18 protein-coding genes are annotated in these 23002 nt (G+C 57.1%); 8 read left to right on the top strand and 10 right to left on the bottom strand.

Features of this window, described 5'->3' with window-relative positions:
- Nucleotides 1-51: 51 nt before the first annotated feature.
- Nucleotides 52-561: a peptidylprolyl isomerase gene (locus QPL94_RS10820; RefSeq protein WP_285357290.1), complete on the top strand. Its 510-nt coding sequence runs from the start codon at nt 52-54 to the stop codon at nt 559-561.
- On the top strand, nt 558-1283 hold the full coding sequence (locus QPL94_RS10815) for a UDP-2,3-diacylglucosamine diphosphatase (protein WP_285357289.1): 726 nt from the start codon (nt 558-560) through the stop codon (nt 1281-1283). Before QPL94_RS10820 ends, QPL94_RS10815 begins: the two co-directional genes overlap by 4 nt.
- Nucleotides 1284-1430: 147 nt before the next feature.
- Here QPL94_RS10815 and QPL94_RS10810 read toward each other — a convergent pair whose 3' ends face one another.
- From QPL94_RS10810 to QPL94_RS10790, 5 genes are all read right to left on the bottom strand, one after another.
- Nucleotides 1431-2141: an amino acid ABC transporter ATP-binding protein gene (locus QPL94_RS10810; protein ID WP_206077305.1), complete on the bottom strand. Its 711-nt coding sequence runs from the start codon at nt 2139-2141 to the stop codon at nt 1431-1433.
- A 98-nt stretch (nt 2142-2239) separates the two neighbouring features.
- The gene (locus tag QPL94_RS10805) at nt 2240-3325 is read right to left on the bottom strand and encodes an amino acid ABC transporter permease (RefSeq protein ID WP_285357288.1); all 1086 of its coding nucleotides are present in this window, start codon (nt 3323-3325) and stop codon (nt 2240-2242) included.
- Complete coding sequence (locus QPL94_RS10800; protein WP_285357286.1) at nt 3325-4512, bottom strand: amino acid ABC transporter permease; 1188 nt, start codon at nt 4510-4512, stop codon at nt 3325-3327. The genes QPL94_RS10805 and QPL94_RS10800 overlap by 1 nt, the downstream gene beginning before the upstream one ends.
- A gap of 93 nt (nt 4513-4605) precedes the next feature.
- Nucleotides 4606-5631 (bottom strand): amino acid ABC transporter substrate-binding protein, encoded by a 1026-nt coding sequence (locus QPL94_RS10795; protein ID WP_502881519.1) that lies wholly within the window; start codon nt 5629-5631, stop codon nt 4606-4608.
- Between the two features lie 285 nt (nt 5632-5916).
- Nucleotides 5917-6750 carry a hypothetical protein gene (locus tag QPL94_RS10790; RefSeq protein ID WP_285357285.1) on the bottom strand — a complete coding sequence of 278 codons (834 nt, stop codon included), beginning with the start codon at nt 6748-6750 and terminating at the stop codon, nt 5917-5919.
- 99 nt (nt 6751-6849) lie between these two features.
- Here QPL94_RS10790 and QPL94_RS10785 point away from each other — a divergent pair, with 99 nt between their 5' ends.
- The 3 genes from QPL94_RS10785 (at nt 6850) to QPL94_RS10775 (ending at nt 13364) form a co-directional block, all read left to right on the top strand.
- Nucleotides 6850-8706 carry an LTA synthase family protein gene (locus tag QPL94_RS10785; RefSeq protein ID WP_285357283.1) on the top strand — a complete coding sequence of 619 codons (1857 nt, stop codon included), beginning with the start codon at nt 6850-6852 and terminating at the stop codon, nt 8704-8706.
- A gap of 34 nt (nt 8707-8740) precedes the next feature.
- Nucleotides 8741-10537, top strand: a complete 1797-nt coding sequence (locus tag QPL94_RS10780; RefSeq protein WP_285357281.1) for a glycerophosphodiester phosphodiesterase family protein — start codon at nt 8741-8743, stop codon at nt 10535-10537.
- A 73-nt stretch (nt 10538-10610) separates the two neighbouring features.
- A complete protein-coding gene (locus QPL94_RS10775) occupies nt 10611-13364 on the top strand; it encodes a mechanosensitive ion channel domain-containing protein (protein WP_285357280.1) in 2754 nt (917 codons plus the stop codon).
- Here QPL94_RS10775 and QPL94_RS10770 read toward each other — a convergent pair.
- On the bottom strand, nt 13307-13945 hold the full coding sequence (locus QPL94_RS10770; RefSeq protein ID WP_285357279.1) for a TetR/AcrR family transcriptional regulator: 639 nt from the start codon (nt 13943-13945) through the stop codon (nt 13307-13309). The genes QPL94_RS10775 and QPL94_RS10770 overlap by 58 nt on opposite strands.
- A 223-nt stretch (nt 13946-14168) precedes the next feature.
- Between QPL94_RS10770 and QPL94_RS10765 the strand changes: the two genes are divergently transcribed.
- A complete protein-coding gene (locus QPL94_RS10765; protein WP_285357277.1) occupies nt 14169-15275 on the top strand; it encodes a class I SAM-dependent methyltransferase in 1107 nt (368 codons plus the stop codon).
- A 33-nt stretch (nt 15276-15308) separates the two neighbouring features.
- Here the strand turns inward: QPL94_RS10765 and QPL94_RS10760 are convergent, their stop codons facing one another.
- Complete coding sequence (locus QPL94_RS10760) at nt 15309-16409, bottom strand: hypothetical protein (RefSeq protein WP_285357275.1); 1101 nt, start codon at nt 16407-16409, stop codon at nt 15309-15311.
- Between the two features lie 76 nt (nt 16410-16485).
- Nucleotides 16486-17256 (bottom strand): ferredoxin--NADP reductase, encoded by a 771-nt coding sequence (locus tag QPL94_RS10755; protein ID WP_285357274.1) that lies wholly within the window; start codon nt 17254-17256, stop codon nt 16486-16488.
- Between the two features lie 119 nt (nt 17257-17375).
- On the opposite strand from QPL94_RS10755, the gene QPL94_RS10750 reads away from it, so the two are divergent.
- The gene (locus tag QPL94_RS10750; RefSeq protein ID WP_285357272.1) at nt 17376-18311 is read left to right on the top strand and encodes a LysR family transcriptional regulator; all 936 of its coding nucleotides are present in this window, start codon (nt 17376-17378) and stop codon (nt 18309-18311) included.
- On the opposite strand, the gene QPL94_RS10745 is transcribed toward QPL94_RS10750, so the two are convergent.
- Both QPL94_RS10745 and QPL94_RS10740 read right to left on the bottom strand, forming a co-directional pair.
- Nucleotides 18254-19408, bottom strand: coding sequence for a GGDEF domain-containing protein (locus QPL94_RS10745; RefSeq protein WP_285357271.1), 1155 nt, complete (start codon nt 19406-19408; stop codon nt 18254-18256). The two genes, QPL94_RS10750 and QPL94_RS10745, sit on opposite strands and share 58 nt — an antisense overlap.
- 88 nt (nt 19409-19496) lie before the next feature.
- Nucleotides 19497-20099: a MiaE family protein gene (locus tag QPL94_RS10740; protein WP_285357270.1), complete on the bottom strand. Its 603-nt coding sequence runs from the start codon at nt 20097-20099 to the stop codon at nt 19497-19499.
- Between the two features lie 194 nt (nt 20100-20293).
- Between QPL94_RS10740 and QPL94_RS10735 the strand changes: the two genes are divergently transcribed.
- Complete coding sequence (locus QPL94_RS10735; protein ID WP_285357900.1) at nt 20294-22888, top strand: bifunctional aconitate hydratase 2/2-methylisocitrate dehydratase; 2595 nt, start codon at nt 20294-20296, stop codon at nt 22886-22888.
- Nucleotides 22889-23002: the final 114 nt, after the last annotated feature.

Here is a 23002-nt window from a genome sequence, read left to right as displayed (position 1 = left end):
GTACAATAGCCCCAACGTTGCTTTCTATACCCATTCAAACAGGAAACCCTGATGATTCTGCTGAAAACCTCCCACGGTGATATCAAACTGGAACTGGATTACGACAACGCCCCGGAGACGGCCAAAAACTTTGAGCAGTATGTTCGCGACGGCTTTTACGACGGCCTGATTTTCCACCGTGTTATCAGCAACTTCATGGTTCAGGGCGGTGGCTTTGAACCGGGCATGACGCCGCGGAAAACCCGCGAGCCCATCAGAAATGAAGCCAACAACGGCCTGAGCAACATGCAGGGTACGGTTGCCATGGCCCGCACCATGGACCCCCACTCCGCTACCGCGCAGTTCTTCATCAACGTCGAGAACAACGGATTCCTGGATCATACCGCCCAGAATGCTGAAGGCTGGGGTTACTGTGTATTCGGTAAGGTTGTCGAAGGCATGGACACGGTCAACGCCATTCGCGGCGTACGCACCACCATGCGCTCAGGTCATCAGGACGTCCCCGCCGACGACGTGGTGATTGAAAAAGCCGAAGTTGTAGAGGACGGAGGCGCGGCGTGACCACGCTGTTCATCTCTGATCTTCATCTGGAAGAATCCCGGCCGGACATTACCAGCGCGTTCCTCGCATTTCTGGAGGAAAAGGCCCTTGGTGTGGAGAAGCTCTACATCCTGGGGGATTTTTTTGAAGCCTGGATTGGTGACGACGAACGAACGCCATTACAGGAAGAGATAGCGGAAGCCCTGCGAGCGGTAACGGGATCCGGCACGGAACTGTTCCTGATGCATGGCAACCGGGATTTCCTGATTGGCGAGGACTACTGCAGCCGTATCGGTGCCACCCTGCTGGATGACCCCATGGTGGTTGACCTGTACGGCACACCCACCCTGCTGATGCATGGCGACAGCCTGTGCACCGCCGATGTGGAATACCAGAAGTTCCGCACCAACATGCGTAACCCCCAATGGCAGCAGATGATCCTCCAGCGGCCCCTGGCCGAACGTCAGCAGATGGCCCGCCAGCTGCGGGAAATCAGCATGGCCAAGAACAAGGGCAAGGAAGAGTTCATCATGGATGTCACCCCGGACGAGGTGGTGAAGGAGATGGAAGCCTACGGCGTACAGCGCCTGATCCACGGCCATACCCATCGCCCCGCAGTTCACGAGCTTGAAGCCAACGGTAAGCCTGCAACACGTATCGTACTGGGGGACTGGGATGAGAACGTCTGGTGGCTGGAGGTCACTCCAGACCAACCACCAACCCTCAAAAAGCACCTCCTATAAACAAAGGCTTCTCCCCTATAGCTGGAACTCGGCTATGGGGCGGGGTGCCTTTTCTTCTGGGAAAAAGAACTCGCTGCGCTCAGACACCTTTGTTCCCGGCAGAAAAGGCACCCCGCCCCATGGCCAGCCTCCAAACCCAGCCCCAGGTTAATGCTGCAGAATCTGTTCCAGAAACTGCCGGGTTCTCGGCTCCTGTGGGTTCGTGAAAAATTCGTGGGGAGGTGCCTCTTCCACAATCTCGCCGCCGTCCATGAAAATCACCCGGTCTGCCACGGTCTTCGCAAAGCCCATTTCGTGGGTTACGCAGATCATGGTCATGCCGCTGCCTGCAAGCTCGATCATTACATCAAGCACTTCCTTGATCATTTCCGGATCCAGCGCTGACGTGGGCTCGTCAAAGAGCATGATCTTCGGCTTCATGCACAGTGCCCGGGCAATGGCCACCCGCTGCTGCTGGCCACCGGACAACTGCCCGGGAAACTTGTTGGCCTGATCCGGAATCTTGACCCGCTCCAGATACTCCATGGCCGCTTCTTCCGCCTCTTTTCTCGGGGTTTTTCGAACCCAGATAGGTGACAGGCAGCAGTTCTCCAGTACCGTCAGGTGTGGGAACAGATTGAAGTGCTGGAACACCATGCCAACCTCGCGCCGCACGGTATCGATGTGGCGGATATCGTTGGTCAGCTCGATGTTATCCACGACAATCCTGCCCTTCTGATGCTCCTCCAACCGGTTGATACAGCGGATGAACGTCGACTTTCCGGACCCGGACGGGCCACAGATAACAATGCGCTCGCCCTGGCGGACATTGAGGTTCAGATCCTTCAGTACGTGGAAATCTCCGTACCATTTGTTCATCCCCTCAACCCGGATAATAGCGGAACTATCGTCTTTCTGACTTGGAACGGAATTCGGCGAACCCGTTGCCTGGGTTTGTTCTGTCATAGTGTTACCCATCAGGTCTTGTGACCGGTGTCTAGTTTGCGTTCAAGGTTCTGACTGTAGCGGGATATGCCGAAGCAGAATATCCAGAAACAGAAAGCCACAAACACGTAGCCCTCTATCGCGACGTTCTGCCAGGCCGGATCCGTAATCGTGGACTGCACAGTACCGAGAATGTCGAACAGGCCGATAATCAGCACCAGCGTGGTGTCCTTGAAAAGTGAAATGAAGGTATTGACGATGCCGGGAATGACCATTTTCAGCGCCTGAGGCAGAATGATTAGCCCTGTCTTTTTCCAGTAGCCCAGCCCGAGTGCGTCCGCGGCTTCATACTGCCCTCGCGGGATAGCCTGAAGACCACCACGGATCACTTCCGCCATGTAAGCCGACTGCCAGAGTGTGATACCGATCAGCGCCCGCATCAGCTTTTCGAAATTCATGCCCTCGGGCAAAAACAGCGGCAACATAACCGATGCCATGAACAGCACAGTAATCAATGGCACGGCCCGCCAGACCTCGATAAACACCACGCAAATGCCGCGGATAATCGGCATCTCCGAACGCCGCCCCAATGCCAGCACTATGCCAATGGGCAGAGAGGCAATGATCCCGATATACGCCAGGATCAGTGTCAGCATCAGGCCACCCCATTTGCTGCTCTCCACCACTTCCAGCCCAAAGTTGCCACCGGGAATCAGAAAGTAGCCGACAACCGGCAGGCCGGTGAGGCCGAACAGCCCGAACCACTTGCGCCCGGGAAAGCGCTCAATGAACTGGGGGATAAAGCACACGGCCAGCAGCACAAACATCGTGTCGACCCGCCACTGGAGGTCATTGGGGTAGAATCCGTAGATAAAGAAGTTCAGTCGTTCGTTGATAAACAACCAGCAGGCACCTGTGCCGGTGCAGTCGCTCGAATCGGTTCCCTGAAAGGTCGCCTCAAAAAACAGCCAGCTGAAAAGCGGGCCCACACTGGTCACCACCAGATAGCCTACCACCAGGGTCAGCAGGCTGTTGTACCAGCTTGAGAACAGGTTCTGGCGCATCCAGGCGACGGGGCTGATCGCAATTTTTGGCGGCCTGATCGTTGACTCAGTCATCATCGCTCCTTAATCGCTACAGCCCGGTTATAGATGTTCATAACCAGAGAAATGGTCAGACTGATGGTGAGATACACCGCCATGGTAATGGCCACCACTTCTACCGCCTGGCCGGTCTGATTCAGGGTTGTACCCATGAACACAGCCACCAGATCGGGATATCCGATCGCTGTCGCCAATGAGGAGTTCTTGGCCAGGTTCAGATACTGACTGGTGAGCGGAGGAATAATCACCCGCATTGCCTGGGGGATCACCACCAGCCGCAAAGTCAGGTTGTTGGGTATACCGAGCGCCTTGGCTGCTTCCGTCTGCCCTTTGCTGACCGACAGAATGCCGGAACGAACGATCTCGGCAATGAAGCTTGCGGTGTAGAGAGACAGCGCAATCCACAGGGCCGCCAGCTCCGGAATGATAGTGATGCCGCCACCGAAGTTGAACCCTTTCAAGGCAGGCAACTCCCACTCCAGGGGCGCGCCGGCGGCCAGGTAAGCCACCATCGGCAGGGCCAACAAAATGGTGACACCGACTTTGAACGTGGGGAATATCTGGCCGGTGGCAAGCTGACGTTTCTTCGCCCAGGTGCGTAAGCCGATCACCGCAACAATCGCCACGATAACCGCGCCCCAAACAAGGCCGAAACCTTCCTGGGTCATTGGCTCCGGCAGATACAGCCCTCGGTTATTCAGGAAAAAGCTGCCGCCCACCTCTACGCTCTGACGGGGCGAAGGCAGACTGCCGAGAACAGCGAAATACCAGAAAAAGATCTGCAGAAGCAGGGGAATATTGCGAATAACTTCGATGTAAACCAGCGCGAGCTTGGCAACAAGCCAGTTGCTGGATAGCCTTGCGACGCCAATGATAAAGCCGAGAATGGTGGCGGTTACGATACCCATTGCCGAAACCAGCAATGTATTCATGAGGCCTACAAAAAACGTCCGGCCATAGGTCATGGTGGCGTCATAAGGCACCAGCGACATGATGATGCCGAAGCCTGCGGTCTCGTTCAGGAATCCGAAGCCGGTACTGATGCCACGGCTTTCCATGTTCGAAAGGGTGTTATCGACCAGTGTCCAGCCGCCCCAGAAAACAAGGGCAATGGCGATAAACTGGAAAAAGATGGAGCGTATTCGGGGGTCATACCAGGGCTTGGGCCCTGCCGGTCTTGAGTCAAGAGTCTGTTTTTTCATGAAGTTTCCCGGAAAGCTGAACCGCGATGAAACAAATCACGAAAACAGCGGGCAGGCGGAAAATCCGCCCCACCCGCTGTCCGCTTTCAGGTTTTAGCGAAGCGGAGGCGCGTACATAATACCGCCTTCAGTCCACAGCGCGTTCAGACCACGCTCCAGCCCAAGCGGGGTGTCCGGGCCAACGTTACGGTCGTACATTTCGCCATAGTTGCCGACCTGCTTGACCACTTTGTGACCGAAATCATCCGGCAACCCAAGCTTGGCGCCCATGTCGCCATCGGTACCCAGCAGGCGCTGAACATTCGGGTTGTCTGACTTCAGCATATCTTCAACGTTGTCGCTGGTGATGCCCAGCTCTTCTGCGTTGATCTGGGCAAACAGAACCCATTTGACGATGTTGAACCATTGGTCGTCGCCCTGGCGGACTACAGGCCCTAGCGGCTCCTTGGAGATCGTGTTGGGCAGGATCTCGGCAGAGCTCGGATCGTTCAGCTTGGAACGCAGCGCTGCCAGTTGCGAGCGGTCGGAAGTCAACACGTCACAGCGACCGGCGGCGAAGCCCTGGACCGTCTGCTCCGAGGTATCAAAAACAATCGGCTGGTATTCCATGCCCTTGGAACGGAAGTAGTCGGACAGGTTCAGCTCCGTGGTGGTGCCTGCCTGGATACAAATGGTGGCACCGTTCAGCTCAGTCGCATCATTGACACCCAGTTCCTTTTTGATCAGGAAGCCCTGGCCATCGTAGTAGTTAGTGCCGGTGAAGTTCAGGCCGAGTGAGGCATCACGGGTCAGTGTCCAGGTGGTGTTACGCGACAGCATGTCGATCTCACCGGACTGCAGCGCGGTAAAACGCTCCTTGGCAGTCAGCGGAGTGAATTCGACGGCTTGCGCGTCACCGAAGATCGCAGCGGCGACAGCGCGGCAGGTATCAACGTCGATACCGGTCCAGTTACCCTTGTCATCTGGCTGGGAAAAGCCGGGAAGACCACTGGTCACACCGCACTGCAAATGACCTTTTTCTTTGACGCTTTCAAGCGTGGTTGCCGCGGAGGCGGCCGAAGCAGAAAACAAGCCGCACAGCATGACAGCACCGACGGCAATCGACTTGGTATTATTCATTCTGGTTTCTCCGAAATTCCGTTGGTTAGATGAGCAACTGGCTTTCAGCAATTTGCAAGCCAGCCCCACCAACTCACTGATTTATAATATTTGTTCTTCCATGAGCATTCCTTGATAACACCAACGGGCCACAATACTGTGCAATCAGCGCCTTGTATCAGGGCACTGGTGTGCCAGAGGCTCCGGAGCCGGTATTTCCGAACGCTCATGTATAAAGTAGAAGCAGATCCGAAAATGAACCAGTTTTCCCGGGAAATTTCTGCACCCTGGCTTTGCCCTCTGCCCCTAACGGGGCTCGCGGTAGGTATCGATCCGGGCCAGCCAGCCTGGCAGCCAGCGTTCGCGTTCAATGGCCCGGGGAGCAAGCTCGGCGCGACCTGTGAGCGTTTTATTTGCCGCCGTCCGGAAACGCTGAAGGGCAGGTTCGTCGTTTTCGGGCATGGCGAGGAGGACCTGAAGCAGGCCCCAGCCCTGCCCCTGGTAGGTTTCCTGAGCTGACAGTCCCTCACCCTTGAAATTGACGTAATCAATCACCGCATAGGCGCCTCCCGGGGTTGCAATCAATTGCTGCAAATGGCCCCGGAGTGACGCCCGGCGAGGCTCCGGGGCCGCGGACACCACCCTTTCAAGGGCACTTCGCGCACGACGAACAATGAATTCCGCCTGCACCCCGCGGGTTGCCCACAGAAACTCTCTCAGTGAAGTGACCCTTCCATCTCGCTCTTCAAGGTCTTCCGCCTGCATGAAGGCCTTACGATCCGGCCAGGGTGCATCGAACGGCTCCAACTGACCCAACCATTCGGGCAGGGGAACAGACTGCTCCCGCATAAAGCGGATCAGCGCAGGAAAACTCTCTACAAACTGCCCATCCACACCGGCCGGGTACCAGATAAAATGCCCGATCCCCAACGAGGGGAACGCTTCTCCCTCGTTCCAGTGAACCAGACAGGTTCTCCTGCCAGCACACTCATTCCGGAACACCTGATCACCAATCCAGGTCAGCTCGGCAGGGGTGAGTTCAATAGCCAGTGCAGGGGGCTCAGTGGTGTGCCGGCAGCCTGTCAAAAAAAGCAGGAGCGCCAGCCCGATTAACAGAGGTTCATATTTCACGCGTGACATTGCCAGCCTCCAGCCGGTGGGGATACCCTGTTTTACAGGAATGTTGCCACGCACCAAAACCCTGGCAGCCGGAATCCGTGGCAAACATCGGAACACGCTATGACATTTTTCTCAGCGCTCACCTCCGGGCGCTTTGCACATACTGTGCTGTTGGCACTTTGCTGGCTGCTGGCAGTAAGGGCAAGCCACATACTGCAGAGCGGTATCTGGGCCAATCCCGCGGCCATGCTCGCGAGCGATCTTGCCGGCGCTTTGGTTCTGGCCGTTTTATTATGTGTAACGTCGGGTGCCCTCAGGGGGCTGATGATAATCCTGCTCGGCTGTGCAGCCTTCGTGGCCGGTATGCACCTGACCATCCATGGCACGCTTTTCCAGTTGTCACTTATCGGCAAGGGTGTCGATCCGACGTTTATAACCGGGAGCCTCATCAACAAACACTCTCTCCTGCTGCCGGTCTACCTTTTGTTCGCCTGGCTGCTGCACTGGCTGCACCGCCGATTGTTGCCCACCGCTATCGCTGGCGGCAAGGGACTGGTTGTATTCGCTGCTCTCGTGCTAGCCGTCTATGGCACCTCCGTCCAGAGCCTTACAACACCTGCCAATAATCTTGTTGCCAGTTTCTTTTCGCAGCTTCCCGGCGCCGTTGTCAGCCCTTTTGCATCGGCGGCAAACACTGACGGCGAGCAGGCGGAGAATGCTCAGGACCTGCCCGAAAACACCAATTTTTTCCACCAGCAGGTGGCCGCTCCCTACGTGGAGAACCCGCCCAATGTCCTGCTGATCATGATTGAAGGTTTGTCAGCAGGCTATTTTCCAAGCGTGAGCAATTATCACAACCTCGACCCATCCGTGAAACTCGGCAGCCTGGAGGAGAACCTCAACCGGCACGGGTTCCGCATCTACAGGAACGCCCTGAGCATGGAACGGCAGACAGACCGGGGAACCTTTTCCATTCTCTGCGGTGAGTATCCGGACTTCCGCAGGCAATCGAGAAAAATGGTCGATGTCGCTGAAGACCGCGCCAGTGCCGACTGCATGCCATCAAGACTTCTCGACAGCGGCTATACCACGGCGTACTGGCAGGCCGCCCCCCTGGACTACATGCGAAAAGGGGATTTTATGCCACGGGTCGGGTTCGAGGATGTGACCGGAGCGGAAGTCTTTATCAGCGAAGGAGAGCAAGTGGAAGGCTGGGGCCCTCCTGACCCGACGTACTTTGACAACATCGGTAAGCGGATTCGCAGGCTTGATGCCACCTCTGACCCATGGATGGTGACCCTGTTGAACGTAGGTACACACCACCCCTTCAATACCGGAAAGAGAAAACCCGATGATGGCTTTGACGCCGAGGATCTTGAAGAGCTTGCCGACGCCGAGCCCCAGGAAGCCCGCCGAGAAGCCATGAAAACGATGGCAGAGTCACTGAACCGTTTTCTCGATGGCCTCGCCTCCGACGGTATCCTCGACGACACTCTGGTCATTCTCACCTCTGATGAATCTGGCGGTTTTATCAGAAAGGACCCGGAATCCCTGCCCCTGAACAACAATGTCGGGGTCCTGGCAGTGCGGCCTCCCAATGGTGATTCACTGGCCCGCTACGCCCCCGGGAACCGGATCGTCGCCCAGATAGACGTGCCTCCGACAATACTGGACGTGACCGGCCTGGGCAGAAAGACCGGCGACATGATTGGCCGAAGCCTGCTGGTATGGCAAACAGACACTGAACGGGACCTGCTGCTTGCGGACACCTATACAGGGTTGAAATACTTTCTCAGGGAATCTGGCCAGCTGCTCAGTTGCAGTGAACTGATGACCAGTTGTAGCGCATGGACATTCGACCCGGAACGTTTGTTCGGCACATTGGAGGAGGTGGATGTTGACCCGTTTCTGACCTTTGAGGAACGTACAGCGCTGTTCAATAACGCGGCTTATATGAAACCCGTTGAAAATCCATGAAGCAGAAACTTCAAACCAGGAGACCCTTACCTGAATGAAGATTCTTGCACTGCACACCCTTGCGTTTCTGCATGTTCACCGCCGGGGCTTACTGACGTTTTATCTTTTCTTCACCGGGCTGACTCTCGCGGCTCTGACGCCCCTGTTCTCCGGCGCATTGGCGGCCCTTCGGCCGATCACTGGCCAGGCCGCCATCAGCACCGGCGGCCTGGTGCAGTTCATTATCTCGCCGGGAGGGATCCTTTGGCTGGCTGCCACTGCCACCATTGGCACGCTTCTGGTCATTCTGCAACAGGCGGGCATGACCTGGATTGCCGCCTCCGGAGGCCACCGGGAGTACCGAATTGCAGTGTCGGCACTCTGGGCCCTCGCCCGTCATTTCCGAAAACTTTCAGCGCTGGCACTGCTACAGGTCGCCGGCCACCTCCTGGTTGCACTGCCTTTCCTGATCACGGTGATCCTCGCTTATCAGATTCTGCTCTCACCCCACGACATCTACTACCTCCGGCTGGAACGGCCACCGGTTGTCTGGTGGTTCATGGGGATATCCGCCGTAGCGACGCTCGGCATTGCCGTCTGTAACGGCTGGCTGTATCTGCGCTGGATACTTTCTGTGCCCCTGGTTTTGCTGGATGGCCATGGCGCCAGGGCAGCGCTCAGGCTGAGCAATCATTATGTGCACGGGCAGCGCTTGCCTGCCACAGGCGCCTTGCTGGCAGGCCTTGCCGGACTGATCCTGCTCCCGATTCTGGTCACTCTTGTGTTTGAGGGTGTTGGCAGCCACCTGCTGCCCCGGTTGCCGGAACGAATGGACCTGCTCATGCCCGTCACCCTGACCTTTGTCGCAGTTTATATTCTCTTCACCATAACACTGGCCTTTGCCGGCATCGCAGCCTACAGCATGCTTATTTACAGCGTTTACCGCCAGGCAACCGGCCATCACCAGCGCGTCTCTGCAAAAGGATTGCCCAAACGGGCCGGCCCCGTGGCCTGGGCGGCCGAAGTGCTGGTTATCCTGCTGGCATTCGGCCAGGCCTGGTTCGTGCTGCAATCCTTTGAACAACAGGACGACGTCTCCATAACCGCCCACAGGGGCAGCGCCTTGAAGGCACCGGAAAACACCCTGAGCGCCATAGAGCAGGCCATTGAAGATGGAGCGGATTACATTGAGATTGATGTTCGACTGACCGCTGACGGGGTGCCGGTACTCTGGCACGACGCCGACATGCGGCGAGTCTTCGGCCTCGCCGGGAAAATCTCCGATATCACCCTGGAAGACGCCCGTAACCGGGATGCCGGTTCCTGGTTCGACCCGGCCTTCAGTCAGGAGCGAATCGCCACACTGGAAGAAGCCATCAACGCCACCCGGGGCAAGGCAAACCTTTACGTCGATATAAAACCCGATCGGGATACCCCCGAACTGACCAGAGAGGCAGTCACGCTGCTCCAGCGAATGAATGCCGTTGACGGCACCGTGATTGCTGCCGCCGAATGGTACGTGCTGGCTGAAGTTCGCCAGCTGGAGCCTGAACTGAAAACCACACTGCTGGCTCAGTTCATAGTCGGCCCGCTTTGGGACCGGAACTTTGACAATCTTGGCCTGCGGCGGAACCGGACCACGCCCGCCGCTGTTGCGCAAACCCACCGATCCGGCAACGAACTTCATGTGTGGACGGTCAATAGCCCGAACGCCATGTCACGCTTTATCGACATGGGCGTGGATAATATTATCACCGACAGGCCGGAGGTTCTGGCTGGCTTGCTTGAGCATCGGCGCGGACTCACTGATGCAGAAGTGCTGGTGATCAAGCTGCGCAACTGGCTGCGGTAACAGCTGCTTCCCCAGCGGAACTAGTCTAATCTTGAACGTGAGTTCACCACCCTACGCAAGGAGCGCGACCGTCATGAACCGCCACAGGCTGCACTCGCACTGCTGGTTTCGGTCATTCTGTCTGATATGGACGATTATTTTTTGCTGTGCAGCCCTGCCGGTCCAGGCCGAGGAACATAACGAAAGAAGTGGTGAAGAAACGAACGAGGAAGGCGCCGAGACGCCTACTGAAGAAAAAGAAGAAGAACCCGAAGAAGCAAGGCCTGCGGTCCAGCCCGAACTGGAATCGGATGCCGAAGGACCACCCCAGATTCAGCTTCCCGATACCGAGACGGCGGATATCCGCCAGCAGATTCAGGCCCTTAGAACCTCACTGGACCAGCGCCTAATTGCGGTTGAAGGCACACGCAATCGGCTCACCTACGCGGAATCACTTCTCAACCGACTCAGAGACGAATACGACAGTTTTGAGCTTCGCCTGGAAAAAGCCGGCCTCAACCTCACCGGAAACTACGCCAATCTCCTTCAGCAGCGGCTTGAGCGGCTCCGGCGCCAGGGGATAGCCGAGGATCTGATTGGTGACATCGAAAACCAGTTGTCTACAGCGCGTGAGGAACAACTCCGACTGGAAGAGTTCGAGGCCATCATTGATCCCGGCGATGATGCCCGCGACCAGCTAAGGAGCCAGAGGGCCAGCCTGGTCCGCCAGCTGCACAAGGCTGTCACCGAACACATCCAGGCCCTGAACGAGTATTACAGCACTGTATCTGCACTGCAGGAGCGCGTACAGGCGTACCAGACGCTATTGCAGCAGCGCCTTTTCTGGCTGCCCAGTGCTCCCGTTTTAGGGCTAGACACGCTCACTGAGCTTTTCACGGCTGCGGCCTGGTTTGCCAAACAGATGCGTCTTGACCCGCTCAGGGACGCAATCGGCAAATCGGTCCAGGAGCATGGCGCGCCAATCACTGTTCTCATAGCCCTTCTGGCACTGCTGCTCATCAAGCGACGGGCCGTCAGACGTAACCTCAAGGCCAACAGCCAGTACGTTGGAAACGTGGGGCACGATCGCATCGAATTTACGCTGTATGCGTTCGCCAACAGCGTATTACTGGCACTGCCTGGCGTACTGGTGTTCGCCATCGCTGCGCTGTTGCTGATGGAGGGCAACGACTTCTTTTCCGCCCTATCCGCAGGCCTGGCCACTGCCGCACTCGTCACCCTTCTGCTTGCATTGGTTCACAACGTGGCCCGCCAGGATGGATTGGGAGACACGCACTTCAACTGGCATATTGACTCACTCCGCGCCCTTCGCCGGGAGCTTCCGTTTCTTCTGGCGGTAATCATCCCGATCACCGTGATCATGCCGACCACCGCAACGCCCGGAGGGTCCGAGTTCGAGGACAGTCTCGGGCGTCTGCTCTTCACCGCCGTATCTTTCGCGCTTTCGGCGTTCGCACACCGCATCATGAGCGCGGTCCGGTCGGACCGGCCACAGAGCAAGCGCCTGCTGTTCCTGCATATACTGGCCGTGGTCACGCCCCTGGTCCTGGTGGTGGCATCGCTGCTCGGATATCACTACACCGCTCTGGAACTGGAGCGAAACCTGTTCATCAGCATCTGCTGGATAGCCTTCAACGCCATGCTGTTCTACATCGGACTACGGGCGCTTTCCGTCAGGGAACGTCGCCTGACCCTGGAGCGGCTGCGTGAACACCGCGAGGGGGAGCGCAAGCTCGCCGAGGCCAGGGATGCTGCGGAGTCTTCGGGCGAAGGAGTACCGCAAACGCTGGAATTGCCTGAAATGGATCTTGAGGATATCAACCAGCAGAGCACAGCGCTCCTGCGCATCGTGATTTCCGTGATTATCATTACCGGTCTCTGGTTGCTCTGGGCCAGTCTGATTCCGGCCTTGCAGCTGTTTGACAACATCACGCTCTGGACCATCGCCACCGACCTTGAAGGCGGCGATCCACTACCCATCACACTGGGTGACCTGCTGCTGGCGCTGTTCGTCGGCGTTGGTACCGTGCTCGCCGTCAGAAACCTGCCAGGCACCCTGGAAGTCATGGTGCTCAGCCGGATGAAGCTTGAACCCGGTACCGGCTATGCCATTACCACCCTCACCACCTATATCCTGGTGTTAATTGGCGTGGTGGCTTTTCTCGGAGTGATCGGAGTGCAATGGTCGAAACTCCAGTGGCTGGTGGCGGCACTCGGGGTGGGATTGGGCTTTGGCCTTCAGGAAATTGTCGCCAATTTTGTGTCCGGCATCATCCTGCTGTTCGAGCGCCCCATCCGTGTTGGAGATACGGTCACGATCGGCGGCATAACCGGCACGGTCTCGCGTATCCGCATTCGCGCAACCACTCTGGTTGACTGGGACCGAAAGGAGCAGATCATTCCCAACAAAACCTTCGTGACCCAGGACCTGACCAACTGGACATTGTCTGACTCGATCACCCGCGTCATACTGCAAGTCGGCGTTGCCTACGGCTCCGATATAGACCAGGTGCAAGAACTGCTCACGGAGGTGGCTCAGAGCAACGAACGGGTTGTGGATGATCCGGCACCAGCCGTGTTCTGCGTCGGTCTTGGTGACAGCCGCATTGATTTCGAGTTACGGGTGTTTGTAAATGACCCTCTCGACATCATGCCGCTGTCCCACGAGATCAACGCCGCCATTACCCGCGCCCTGAAGGAGGCAGGCATCGAGATCCCCTTCCCTCAGCGGGATATTCACCTGCGGACAATGGCGGACATCGCGACCACTCAGCCGGAAGACGAGCCGATACCGCGCCCTCGTGACTCGAACAGCAACTTGACGTAACTGCGAAGCAGCATCAGCTGGTTTGGCAGAATGGCCCGTTCTCCGGTGGCTCTCCCCAGGACCAGCCCCCCTTCAATGACGGTAGACACCATATCCGCCAACGCATCAGGATCGACGTCATCTCCGGGCTCGTAGTGTTCATAGATCTCGTCCAGCAAGGTGCGAAAACGCACGCGCCAGCCAAGGACGATCTGCCGGTTCAGTTCGCGCACATCACGGTCGAACAGGCTTTCCTGATAGCAGTAGGTTGCCACCAGACACCCCGGATGCGCCTGTGGCAAATCCTCCATGATCTCTGCCAACAGTTTGAGTCCGACCAGGAATCCCTGGAGGGGGTCTTCTGTCAGTTCCCTGCCCCTTGCAAACACGTCATCCAACAATGAATCCTCCCGCGCCATATAACGCAGCAACAATGCACGGGCCAACGCGTTCTTGGTGGAAAAATGATAGAGGAAGCCACTTTTGGTGATACCTGCCTCGGCAATCACCTCTTCGATCGAGGTTGCACCAAACCCCTTCCTGAGAACCGATGTTTCGGTAATGTCCAACAACCGCTCACGGGTAGCCTGTCCCTTGTCCATGCGCCACCTCCAGTAAACCGTACTGCAAGTATGGTTTACCTGCCGGGAACCTCAACCACCGCTGCTTTCCCAGCCCCCAAAAAACATCCACCTCCTTGTTTTTAAATAATTAAACATCTTTCGAGAGAACCATACCACGTGCTCTCTGGTGGCCATCCGCTACCTGTTACATGCTGGTTGCAGCTGGAAACGACCAGCCACTATTGATGAGGAGGACACAGTTATGACAGGCAACGCTGAGACCATCACTTACGAAGACCACGAAACCGATCCGGGAGCAGCAGACGCATTCGGCGAACGAATGGTGGACCTGCTTAACTCCGGCGCATTGTCACTGATGCTCTCGGTAGGGCATCGCACCGGGCTGTTTGACACCATGTCAGACATGCCACCTGCCACCAGCGCCCAAATTGCCGAAAAGGCCGGACTTGATGAGCGTTACGTCAGGGAATGGCTCGGTGCGATGACTGTGGGCGCGATTGTTGAGAACAATGCCGAGAGGGGAACCTACTACCTGCCACCGGAACACGCTGCCAGCCTCTGCCGGCAGTCACCGACCGACAACATGGCGGTGTTTGCCCAGTATATCCCCCTGCTCGGCGCCGTGGAGGACGACATTGTCCACTGCTTCAAGCACGGTGGCGGGGTCCCGTACGAACGCTTCGGGCGGTTTCACGATGTCATGGCCGAGGACAGCGGTCAGTCCGTTGTTCCGGCCCTGGAAACGCATATACTGCCGCTCGTACCGGGACTGACCAAACGACTGGAGCAGGGTATTGATGTCCTCGACGTGGGGTGTGGCAGAGGACGGGCACTGAACAGGCTGGCCAAGTTATTCCCGCGCAGCCGGTTCACCGGGTACGACCTGTCCGAAGATGCCATCAGGTATGCCAGCCAGGAAGCCAGGGCGCTCGGAAACAACAACACAGCGTTCAAAGTCTTTGACGCCAGCCGCCTGGAGCTTGCTGACAAGCCAGGCCCATACCATCTGATCACCACCTTCGATGCGGTCCACGACCAGCGGGACCCTCTCAGCGTACTGCGGGGTATCCGGAAGGCGTTGGCTGACGATGGTGTTTATCTGGCCCAGGACATCAAGGGATCAAGTCATCACCACGGTGACCGCGACCACCCGATCGGCCCGTTGCTCTACACCATTTCCTGCATGCACTGCATGACCGTTTCGCTGGCGCAGGATGGCGAAGGTCTGGGAGCCATGTGGGGCCGGGAAAAAGCCCTTGAGTACTTCAGGACAGCAGGCTTCCGGTCTATTAAAGTGCGTGAGCTGGATCATGATTTCCAGAATTACTGGTATGTCTGCCATCCCTGAGTTGGCCCGGACAGGATGCCGCTCCTTCGACGCTCACTGGAGGCCCGAATAACCGGGCCTTCGACCAGTCAGCCGGTACAGGGCCGAAAGAATTCCCCGGAGCAGCGCAATAGCGGGCCATAACAACCAGCTGAGGATGTACAGGGCCGGCACAAGGATGATTAACCAGCCCGCAATCTGCATGGCCACAGGAGATACGCCCAGCACATCCGCCACCCCGGCAAAGAAATCATTGATCAGGCTGGGATGTGTGACCACCAGGTACCCTGCCCCCAGGAGTACGGGCCATTTTGCATACCGGGCACTGCTGAGAATCAGTCGCCCGCTACCGGTGATACGGGCAGCCAGTGCCGCTGACCGGGTTGAAAGCCTGGCTCCCTGGGTTGCTTTAGCCGCCGTGCGGCCGGCACGAAGCACCTTTACAGCACTGGCAAACACCAGCACATCCACCGAGGCCCAGCCAATATCGCTGGCAGAAATCTCCTCACCGGTGCGGTAATTGGCTTCCAGCTCTCGTACACCACTGGTAAAGAACTGAGTGATGCCCTCGGTAACCCGCTCGGTCTGGACCCACTGGGTCTGGCCATTGGCATCCACCACAAACTGCCCCAGAAAATCGTGCCCTTCGTTGCGGATGAAGTTCACTGCGTACCAGCCACGTTCCTCAGGCGAAAGTGGCTCAGCTTTTTCTGGCTCGGCCGTCTCTTCGCCCCTCAATTCCGCAATGTATCCCTTGGCACGCTCATACTGGCGGGCCGCTGTGTTCATCCATTCAATGGAGCTGACTGGCTGGCGAATAAAGTAGTGGATGGGTGGCAGAGCGCTTTCACCGTAGGTGCGCAATACCTCACGAAACTCGGGTTCAGACGCGTAAAGAGGAAGAATCGTGCGCGCCATGTCGGGGTAGGCAAGCAGAGCGGCCTGGGCCTTCAGCAGTATCAGGCGGTCATCGCCCAGGTCCAGAATGGCCGCCTGCACCTCAACGGGTTCGTGTTTTATGCGGTCAAAACCGGGCAAAGCCTCCCTGGCCTGGATCGAAATGAGCTTGTGCTCAACAGGTACAGGCCGGGAGGCATAACTGGCAAGTGCGGCAACCATCAGCGCCACACCGAGGATCACCATGGCTTTTTTCAAACATCCACTCCTGCCGCATCGGTTTCAACCTATTCTGCCTGAGAACAGGCTGATTGCCATTGCACGAGTGGGCAAATTACTGCTCCACAAATGCTCTCTCGATCACATAGTGCCCGAGATTACCGTGGCGCGCTTCCTTGAAGCCCATGTTGTTGAGGATGGAGCAGGTGTCTTTCAGCATGCTCGGGCTGCCACAGACCATGAAGCGATCGTTCTCGAGATCAAACTCGGGCAGATCCAGGTCTTTGGTGAGCTTGCCATTTTCCATGGCGTCGGTCAGGCGCCCGGTATTACGGAACTCCTCACGGGTGACTGTGGGATAGTAGAGCAACTTGCCCTCCACCATTTCACCAAAGAACTCGTTGTTCGGCAGTTCTTCAATCTCATCCTGGTAAGCCAGTTCAGACTTGTAACGAACGCCGTGGGTAACAATCACCTTATCAAAGGCCTCGTAAACCTCGGGGTCTTTGATGATGCTGATGAACGGCGCCAGGCCGGTGCCGGTGCTGATCAGCCAGAGGTTCTTGCCCGGCAGCAGGTTGTCCATGATCAGGGTGCCGGTTGGCTTGCGGCTTACCATGATCTCATCGCCCACCTCGATCTTCTGCAACCGTGAGGTCAGCGGGCCGTCCTGCACCTTGATGGAGAAGAATTCCAGCTCCTCTTCATAGTTGGCGCTGGCAATGCTGTAGGCGCGCATCAGCGGCTTGCCGTCGGTTTCCAGGCCAATCATGGTGAAATGGCCATTCTTGAACCGGAACCCGGGGTCACGAGTGGTCGTAAAGCTGAAGAGGGTGTCGTTCCAGTGACGAACACTTGTTACACGCTCTTTGTTGAGGTTGCTCATGGTATCGCCCGTTTGTTAGCCGTTAGCAAATGTATGAAAATCATTGTGTAAATAATAACCCATAGGTAACCTATCGACAAAATGGGATATTTTCATAACCTTATTCGGGTTTATCGATTATGAAGTTCAGTTTTCGTCAGCTTGAGGTTTTCCTGGCCGCAGCGCACTTCCAGAACATCACCCGGGCCGCAGATTCCCTGGCCATGTCCCAGTCCGCTGCCAGCAGTGCCCTGAAGGAACTGGAAAACCAGTTTGATATCCAGCTCTTTGACCGGGTGGGCAAACGCCTTCAACTGAATGAGCTGGGCCGACTTTACCGGCCGAAAGTAGAAGCCCTGCTGGCTCAGGCCGGCGAACTGGAACAGGCCTTCAGCAAGCATACCGAGGTTGGTGCCCTCAAGGTTGGCGCGACCCTCACTATCGGTAACTATCTGGCCGTGGGCGTCATGGCCCAATACATGAATACCCCTACCCACCCCAAAGTGTCCCTCGAAGTCGCCAATACACGCACCATTGCCAAACGGGTCAATGACTTCGAGCTGGACATCGGGCTGATCGAGGGGGAATTGCAGTCCTCGGAACTGGAGGTGATCCCCTGGCGGGGGGACGAACTGGTGGTCTTCTGCTCTCCGGACCATCCTCTTGCCGGCAAGGAAAGGCTTTCAGACCGGGACCTGCGATCCGCTACCTGGGTGATGCGGGAACAGGGTTCGGGCACCCGCCAGACCTTTGAGCGGGGCATGCACGGACTGCTACCGGATCTGGACATTCTGCTGGAACTGGAGCACACCGAAGCCATAAAGCGCGCCGTAGAAGCCAACCTTGGCATTGGATGCCTGTCCAGGGTCTGCCTGGCGGATGCATTTCGGCGGGGAAGCCTGGTACCACTGAAAGTTCCTGAAGAACGACAGTTCGACCGGACCTTCTACTTTATCCTGCACAAGCAGAAATACCGGAGCGCTGGCATTGACCGCTGGATCGATCTCTGTGAACAGCTTCAGGACCCACCGTTGCCGGAAGAGCGCGGGCTGTTGTATGGCAGGAAAACCACCTGATTGCGACCATTCTCCTTGGCCTGGTATAGCGCCGTGTCAGCTCTCTTGAGCAGACAAGCGGCCTCATCTGAACGGAAATGATCAATACTGGTCACCCCAACGCTGATAGTGATACGGGCGCCCGTACCCACATCAGCATTGGGAACAGCCAGTTCCCGCACCGCCTCACGCAACTTCTCTCCCAGGTATCGGGCACCTTCCTCACCGGTGCCAGGCAAAACCAGTGCAAACTCCTCCCCACCGTAACGTGCCACCAGGTCTGAGGGCCGGGAGACAATATCTTTCAGGGTCGTTGCAATCTGCTGCAAACACCTGTCGCCACCATCGTGGCCGTAGCGATCATTGAACAACTTGAAATGGTCCACATCACACATGATCACCGACAGGGGCGCCGGGTGGCGTGACAGTCGCGCCCATTCCCGCTCAAGTGTTTCATCCAGACCGCGCCGGTTGGCCAGCCCCGTCAATGGATCGGTGCTACTCAGCGTCTCAAGGTAGCGATTGTTAATCGTCAGTTCGCTCTCTGCCTGATCGATATTTTTTCGGAACAGATAGAGAAAGACACCGGACAAAGTCAGCACGCCCGCAACGCTGCCTGCATACATGATATCAATCCATGGTGATGGTACCGGTGCGGCAACGGAGCCCTGTGGAAACAGAAAATGCGCAGCTACATAAAGCGAACCAAATGCGGTCATGATGGCGATATACAACAGAACATGGAGGTACTGGAAAAGGAAAACCAGAATAGCTGCGAGGGTGAAATAGAAGAGGTGCACACCGGCGCCCGCACTGATGAAAAAGGTCACAACAAACAACTGGCAGGACGCGTTCACCAGCAACAGGTTTCTGGCAGTGTTGTACCAGCCCCTGCGGTTGATCAGCAACACCAGCAGGTACGCAGCAATGAATATCAGGTTGGCCAGGAAAACGCCGCGATAAAGGGCAAAATCGTAGAAAAAATAAAAGAACTGGTAGGGAACGGTGGCAGCGGCCCCAAACAGCCCTACCTGGTTACAAAGTTCTATCTGGCGCCGTAAACTGACCGGGTTGCCAGCCACACCCGTCGACCAGAGTCTTCTTAATGCAGCAAGCATCGGCCATATCTCGATGCGGCACTGATAACGAGCATAATGTGCAAATGCGCCTGTGGGTTGTTTGTTTCGGCCAGGCTTTAAAGATAGATCAGACTGGTCCGCTATGAAACCGGAATTCGGTATCCGGTGACTCAATCAGTTGCTTTTCCAGTTCCAGAAAGATACCAATACGATCACCCACCGGACCACCTGCAGCCTGTTCTGCCAGCGCCAGATAATCCCGATAGTGGCGCGCTTCGGACTTCAGCAGTCCGTTGTAGAAATCCGACAGTTTGTCATCAAGATGCGGAGCGAGGGCGGCAAAGCGTTCACAGGAGCGTGCCTCGATAATGGCCCCGACAATCAGCACGTCCACCAGCCGGCCCGGATCCTCTGCCCTCACCTCTTTGCGCAAGCTGGCGGCATAGCGCGCGGGTGTCAGGTGGTCATAGCGCACGCCACGTTTCTGCATAATAGCCAGCACCTGCTCAAAATGGCGCAGTTCTTCCCGGGCCAGACGGGACATCTTGTTAAGCAAGTCGGTGTTGTCCACGTAGCGGTACATCAGGCTCAGGGCCGTCGAAGCTGCCTTTTTCTCGCAGTGGGCATGATCGATCAGCATCAGGTCCTGGTTTGCCAGAGCGTTGTCGATCCATTGTTGAGGAGTCCGGCAGGGCAGAAAGTCGTGGATCTCTAGCAGGGCGTTGTTCATGGCGTCATTACAGTGATGATTTGCGGCCGGCGAGTATAGCGCAATTAACAGATTCCTCCGACCTCTGTCCAACTTAACTTTGTAAGGGCTTTCCTATAGAATGCAGCGCCAACTTAACGCCTTTTCGCCATAAAACTCCCGCCAGGCATCGACGCCCACCGCGCGGGACATTCCAACTGATGAGGGTCCATATCGTGTTAGAAGCCTACCGTGAACACGTTGCAGAACGCGAAGCTCTGGGTATTCCCCCCAAGCCTTTGAATGCCGAGCAGACCGCTGCATTGGTCGAGCTACTGAAAAATCCCCCGGCCGGTGAAGAGGAAACTCTTGTTTACCTGCTGGAAAACCGCATTCCGCCCGGCGTGGACGAAGCTGCCTATGTAAAAGCTGCCTTCCTGTCTGCGATTGTTAAAGGTGAAGCGACTTCTCCGCTGATTGACAAGAAGAAGGCCGTCCAGCTGCTGGGCATGATGCAGGGTGGCTACAACATCGCCACTCTGGTTGACCTTCTGGACGACAGCGAACTGGCCGAGCTGGCCGGCGAAGAGCTCAAGCACACGCTGCTGATGTTTGACGCGTTCAACGACGTTAAAGAAAAAATGGACGCCGGCAACGCCATCGCCAAGGCTGTGGTTGAATCCTGGGCCAACGCCGAGTGGTTCACCAACAAGAAGAAAGTTCCCGAGAGCACCAAAATGGTGGTGTTCAAGGTGACCGGCGAAACCAACACCGACGACCTGTCCCCTGCCCCGGATGCCTGGTCCCGCCCCGATATCCCGCTGCACGCCCGCGCCGCCTATAAAATGGAACGCGACGGACTGAAGCCGGAAGAGCCCGGCGTCACCGGCCCGATGAGCCAGATCGACGAAATCAAGTCCAAGGGCCTGCCCGTTGCCTTCGTCGGCGACGTTGTCGGTACCGGTTCTTCCCGTAAGTCTGCCACCAACTCCGTACTGTGGTTCTTCGGTGACGACATCCCGGGCGTACCCAACAAGCGCGCCGGTGGTGTGTGTATCGGTAACAAGGTTGCCCCGATCTTCTTCAACACCATGGAAGACGCCGGCGCCCTGGTTTTCGAAGCCCCAGTCGACAACATGAACATGGGCGATGTGATCGAAATCCGCCCGTACGAAGGCAAGATCCTGAACGAAGCCGGCGAGACCATCTCCGAGTTCGGGTTCAAGTCCGACGTGATCCTGGACGAAGTACAGGCTGGCGGCCGTATCCCTCTGATCATCGGCCGTGGCCTGACCAACAAGGCCCGCACCGCACTCGGCCTGGGCGCCACTGACATCTTCCGCCTGCCGAACGACCCTGAGGCCGGCACCAAGGGCTTCACCCTCGGCCAGAAGATGGTCGGCAAGGCCTGTGGCCTGGAAGAAGGCAAAGGCGTTCGCCCCGGCACCTACTGCGAGCCCCACATGACCACCGTTGGCTCCCAGGACACCACTGGCCCGATGACCCGCGACGAGCTGAAAGACCTGGCCTGCCTGGGCTTCCAGGCCGACCTGGTGATGCAGTCATTCTGTCACACTGCGGCTTATCCCAAGCCGGTTGACGTGGAAATGCAGCACACCATGCCGGACTTTATCCGCACCCGTGGCGGTGTTTCCCTGCGTCCAGGAGACGGCATCATCCACTCCTGGCTGAACCGCATGCTGCTGCCGGACACCGTGGGTACCGGTGGTGACTCCCACACCCGTTTCCCGATGGGCATCTCCTTCCCGGCCGGTTCCGGTCTGGTTGCGTTTGCCGCTGCGACCGGCGTTATGCCGCTGGATATGCCGGAATCGGTTCTGGTTCGCTTCAAAGGCGAAATGCAGCCTGGTATCACCCTGCGTGACCTGGTACACGCCATCCCGCTGTATGGCATCAAGCAGGGCATGCTGACGGTTGAGAAAAAAGGCAAGATCAACGAATTCTCCGGTCGTATCCTGGAAATCGAAGGCCTTGAGCACCTCACCGTAGAGCAGGCATTCGAGCTGTCTGACGCTTCCGCCGAGCGCTCCGCCGCCGGTTGTACCATCAACCTGTCTGAAGAGTCCGTGGCCGAGTACCTGCGCTCCAACATCACCATGCTGCGCTGGATGATCGCCGAAGGTTACGGCGACCCACGTACCCTGGAGCGTCGCGCCCAGCAGATGGAAGAGTGGATTGCCGATCCGAAGCTGATGCGTGCCGACAAGGACGCCGAGTACTCCCACGTGGTGGAAATCGATCTGGCTGAAATCAAAGAGCCTATCGTGTGCTGCCCGAACGATCCGGACGATGCCCGCACGCTGTCCGAAGTGGCCGGCGACAAGGTTGACGAAGTCTTCATCGGTTCCTGCATGACCAACATCGGTCACTTCCGTGCCGCCGGTAAGCTGCTGGCACAGAACAAGGAGCCCCTGAAAACCCGTCTGTGGATGTCACCGCCCACCAAGATGGACCAGGCCCAGCTGATGGAAGAAGGTTACTTCAACATCTACGGCACCGCCGGTGTTCGCACCGAAATGCCAGGCTGCTCACTGTGTATGGGTAACCAGGCCCGTGTTGCTGCCAAGAGCACCGTGTTGTCCACCTCTACCCGTAACTTCCCCAACCGCCTGGGCGATGGTGCCAACGTGTATCTGACCTCTGCGGAACTGGCGGCCGTTGGCGCGGTACTGGGCAAACTCCCCTCCGCTGCGGAGTACATGGAGTACGCCAAGGATCTGAACAGCATGTCGAAAGAGATCTACAAGTATCTCAACTTCGACCAGATGGAGAACTACACCAAGAAGGCATCTGAAGCGAACGTTGCTTAAGACCTGACCTTCTGACCTCAAAGGCAGAAAGGTAGCTCCATGAAAACGCCAGCCCCCGGGCTGGCGTTTTTTTGATGGGGATGCATACCAGCGGACATCGCAACGGTTTGCAGA

Origin of the sequence: Marinobacter sp. SS13-12, assembly GCF_030227115.1 — a bacterium.
In the GTDB taxonomy this organism is placed as follows: domain Bacteria; phylum Pseudomonadota; class Gammaproteobacteria; order Pseudomonadales; family Oleiphilaceae; genus Marinobacter.
Note: the sequence above shows the minus strand (reverse complement) of the source record. Positions and strands in the feature narration are given on the sequence as shown.

Excerpts from the sequence above, each read along its gene's own strand:
- QPL94_RS10755 (WP_285357274.1), bottom strand. The coding sequence starts at position 17,256 with ATGAGCAACCTCAACAAAGAGCGTGTAACAAGTGTTCGTCACTGGAAC.
- QPL94_RS10800 (WP_285357286.1), bottom strand. The coding sequence starts at position 4,512 with ATGAAAAAACAGACTCTTGACTCAAGACCGGCAGGGCCCAAGCCCTGG.
- QPL94_RS10785 (WP_285357283.1), top strand. The coding sequence starts at position 6,850 with ATGACATTTTTCTCAGCGCTCACCTCCGGGCGCTTTGCACATACTGTG.
- QPL94_RS10820 (WP_285357290.1), top strand. The coding sequence starts at position 52 with ATGATTCTGCTGAAAACCTCCCACGGTGATATCAAACTGGAACTGGAT.
- QPL94_RS10765 (WP_285357277.1), top strand. The coding sequence starts at position 14,169 with ATGACAGGCAACGCTGAGACCATCACTTACGAAGACCACGAAACCGAT.
- QPL94_RS10790 (WP_285357285.1), bottom strand. The coding sequence starts at position 6,750 with ATGTCACGCGTGAAATATGAACCTCTGTTAATCGGGCTGGCGCTCCTG.
- QPL94_RS10810 (WP_206077305.1), bottom strand. The coding sequence starts at position 2,141 with ATGAACAAATGGTACGGAGATTTCCACGTACTGAAGGATCTGAACCTC.
- QPL94_RS10780 (WP_285357281.1), top strand. The coding sequence starts at position 8,741 with ATGAAGATTCTTGCACTGCACACCCTTGCGTTTCTGCATGTTCACCGC.
- QPL94_RS10795 (WP_502881519.1), bottom strand. The coding sequence starts at position 5,631 with ATGAATAATACCAAGTCGATTGCCGTCGGTGCTGTCATGCTGTGCGGC.
- QPL94_RS10750 (WP_285357272.1), top strand. The coding sequence starts at position 17,376 with ATGAAGTTCAGTTTTCGTCAGCTTGAGGTTTTCCTGGCCGCAGCGCAC.
- QPL94_RS10770 (WP_285357279.1), bottom strand. The coding sequence starts at position 13,945 with ATGGACAAGGGACAGGCTACCCGTGAGCGGTTGTTGGACATTACCGAA.
- QPL94_RS10740 (WP_285357270.1), bottom strand. The coding sequence starts at position 20,099 with ATGAACAACGCCCTGCTAGAGATCCACGACTTTCTGCCCTGCCGGACT.
- QPL94_RS10775 (WP_285357280.1), top strand. The coding sequence starts at position 10,611 with ATGAACCGCCACAGGCTGCACTCGCACTGCTGGTTTCGGTCATTCTGT.
- QPL94_RS10745 (WP_285357271.1), bottom strand. The coding sequence starts at position 19,408 with ATGCTTGCTGCATTAAGAAGACTCTGGTCGACGGGTGTGGCTGGCAAC.
- QPL94_RS10805 (WP_285357288.1), bottom strand. The coding sequence starts at position 3,325 with ATGACTGAGTCAACGATCAGGCCGCCAAAAATTGCGATCAGCCCCGTC.